Source organism: Bacillus sp. B2-WWTP-C-10-Post-4 (assembly GCF_009183805.1).
GTDB classification, from domain to species: Bacteria; Bacillota; Bacilli; order Bacillales; family Bacillaceae_G; genus Bacillus_A; species Bacillus_A cereus.
On record NZ_WEII01000217.1, the window covers coordinates 1 to 3,353 of the forward strand.

Below are 3,353 nucleotides of genomic sequence, written 5' to 3' on the forward strand. Positions count from 1 at the left end.
TTATAATGCTTATTATAAGTCTTGTTAATTTTAGAACATGGGTGCATCCTTTTCTATTCTTTATCTGCGGACTAATTTTCTTCATTAATATAGTAAATACCCGTAAGAGAAAAGGGCGTAATTCAAATTAAAACAAAATTGTATCCGTATAACCAAAAAACGCTATTCTTTTTGTAGAAATATAAAGAGAGTATGGAATTTTTTGTTTCAAGATGAACTCCAATGATTTGCTGAGGGATTATATCAATATTTTCCTCCTTCACTTTTAGAACAGCTTGCTAGAGGGGGAGATTTTGTTTAAAGAAAGGGAGCTTTTGCGATGTTACCTAATTATATAAAAATAGCTCATGAGATAGCCCAAAAAGCCCATGCTGGACAAGTAGATAAAGCAGGTATGGATTATATCAAACACCCTGAGGCAGTTGCTAACTTTGTAAATACGACCGAAGAGAAGGCTACTGCTTATTTGCATGATGTTCTGGAAGATACTGAGATAACTGCTAATGATCTGTTAAGTGCTGGTATACCTCATAACGTAGTTGAGGCAGTGCAAGTACTGACAAAAGAGAAATACACACCTTATTTTGAGTATCTGAGCAGAGTGAAAGAAAATTCTCTTGCTCGTACAGTTAAACTTGCAGACTTAAAACATAATTCTGATCGCTCAAGACTTGCTAGGATAACAGATAAAGACCTAAAACGATTGGAGAAGTACCGCAAAGCGATTCAGTTTTTAGGGAAATAAAAGAAACAGCAACTTCTTAAGTGACAATTTCTTATAATACTAGTTGTTTAAAGAAACTCCTTCTTGCAATGTTTTAAGGCATGTAAGAACAATTCTCTGGTTGTTATAAAATAACAAATAAGAGACGATATTCTAAAGGAGTCTAGAATATCGTCTCTTATTATAAGCCTTAAAACGTTAATTCAGGAATATGTAAATGGTTTTTTAATAAGTTCCAAGTCTCATCTAGAATGGGTTTTGGTGGTATGTAAATAATTGTTCCATCCCGACCTCTTGTTAAAATAACTCTATATGCATTGAGTTTAATTTGGAATGGATCTTCAACACCCCATTGATAGTGTTGCCCCTTCCAAGTCCCATTTTGTAGATATAGATCATCATCCCAATGAACAAGCGTCATATCTAGTTCAAGACCCTGTGTTTGGAATTCAGTTGAGCTGTTGTTGAGCGCTCTACAATAGTATTGGGATTCGGCATAGTTAAAGTATTGAGCGATCTTACTAGGGCGTTCATATCGTTCACCTCTTGGTAGAACAGGGACTTCTTTTTGATGATCAGCGCCACCAGCACAGACAACGCCAACTGTTTTTGTATCATCCTGATAAAGCTGATGTAAAGTAAGTTTGGCTTTGTTTAAATCACGTGTAATAAAAAGTTGATAATGTTCTTTCGGTAAATGATGAATTAGTTGTTTTATTTGCTCAAAATTAGCATCCAATAAAGTATTAATGATTTCATAGTATTTTAAAGCTGCATGAGCACGGAAAGATGAGTTTAAATGTAGCTGAGAATGAGTTCTATAATGTGCTGCATTTGTAAATAAAGAATTAGGATGTTTAGAGTGAACAGTCACGTTTTTTCCAGCGATCGCAGTATTCCATAGAGCAAGACCGCCTTCCTCACCAGAATAGATCTCTTGTCCTTCACCAATTAAACCAATTGTTACACTCCACGGTTTATTATTTGTTGTAATATTCATTATAATATCCGGTTCGCTTAAGTTTTGAGCTTCTCGATTTCTTCGAGTGAGTGATTGGTCGACTTTTTTTGCATCCCATGCTCGTTGGGCCTCATCAAAAATGATTATTTGTTCTTTTGGAATCATTCTTTTTTCGAGAAAATCCATTTTATATCCATATAGACCTTGTACGAAGGTTCTATTTTTCAACGTATCTTGTAATACGTCTACTAATGGGCCGTTACCAGATAAATAAACTGCATTTTTCATCTCATGTGCAATGGTTAGACCTAAATATGTTTTACCTGCTCCTGGCTCGCCAGATACTAAAATGAGATGATGGGTATTTGTATGTTGAGCTTCTTCAATGATTGAGCGTACAGTTTGTTGTACTTCTGGAAAATTACTGCTTGATACAGCTTTAATGTCAGGGAGCGGTTCATTATTTAAAATAGAACGAGCAGCTTCTAGCATAGAAGGTGAGGGTTCATAGACACCATCGATTATTTCCTCTAGCGTCAAAGTTGGTACTTTTGTTTTATTGATGATTCGTTTAAGAATGCTTTCCAATCCATCAACAGTGGAAAGGGTTACTTGATATTCTTTTTGGAAAACCCAGCGTTCACCTTCATAGTTTGTAAGCAGTAAAACACCTATGACTTGCATGTTAGATTGTTGAATAGCTGAGTGATAATGTTCAAGATCACGCATATAAAGAGATGTTTGGATATATTCAGAAGGTGAAACGCTATTATAACTTTTACATTCGAGGACTATCAGATAACCATTGATCAGTAAAAGTACATCTGGGCGACGACCGCCTCCGCGTAAAATCTCATATTCAAAAATAAGTGATGCATCTAAATTAGAAAATCGATTAAATAAATCTTGTAGTTTATTATAACTATCAATCCATGCTCTCTTTTGAGAATCTATTTTTGGATCATTTGTATTGTTTTTATAAACATGATCTAACAATTGTTTAATAAAAAACTGTACATCTAATTGCTTAAATTGTTCAATAGTTCCAGCCCAGCCATAGTTCAAGATAAAGGCCCCCTTGAAGTGTAGTAGGATATATGTATATTTCTATTATACGAAATGATATAACTAGTTTGGAATAAGAAAAGAGTTAAGTCGTATTTTTTCTGGGTAATTTTGTGGTAATAAAAGATTTTCTTTATATGTTGAGGGTTATTGATAACAAAAGAATTGATTTAGATGAAGATATTTTATGTTTAAACATAGTTTCTTAACTAGATCACGAAATCATATTATTAACCAATTATCACTTTTAAATAAAGTCACTATGTTTTGAAAAAGATGCGATAAAATATAAAAAGGAAATGGACCATTTGTTAAAAAGATCAATTTCCTTTTTACGATTTAAATATATTTAAATTTTATTACAAAAGAACCTAAATCATAGCCTGTTTTTATTATTGCTATAGCTGAAATTATAGCTAATGGGTATTTAATAGATGATTTGTTGAGAAATTCCTTTATGTTTTTCATGTTGTAGACCTCCATTGCATTGATATTATTAATATATACAGTATCACAAACATAGTGGTTAAAAGCCATTATATTTATCCCAATTAAATATAATGTGAAGAAGGGTACTTAAATTGACGGAGAACGAAACAAAAT

3 protein-coding genes are annotated in these 3,353 nt (G+C 33.1%); 1 reads left to right on the forward strand and 2 read right to left on the reverse strand.

What is annotated here, in order from left to right:
- The first annotated feature begins 319 nt into the window (after positions 1–319).
- Complete coding sequence (locus GBN78_RS29190) at positions 320–745, forward strand: HD domain-containing protein (RefSeq protein ID WP_000937352.1); 426 nt, start codon at positions 320–322, stop codon at positions 743–745.
- Between the two features lie 169 nt (positions 746–914).
- Here GBN78_RS29190 and GBN78_RS29195 read toward each other — a convergent pair whose 3' ends face one another.
- Together GBN78_RS29195 and GBN78_RS30950 are read right to left on the reverse strand one after the other, a co-directional pair.
- Positions 915–2,750: a DNA/RNA helicase domain-containing protein gene (locus GBN78_RS29195; protein ID WP_152128007.1), complete on the reverse strand. Its 1,836-nt coding sequence runs from the start codon at positions 2,748–2,750 to the stop codon at positions 915–917.
- 339 nt (positions 2,751–3,089) lie between these two features.
- Positions 3,090–3,218, reverse strand: coding sequence for a hypothetical protein (locus GBN78_RS30950; RefSeq protein ID WP_264298958.1), 129 nt, complete (start codon positions 3,216–3,218; stop codon positions 3,090–3,092).
- Positions 3,219–3,353: the final 135 nt, after the last annotated feature.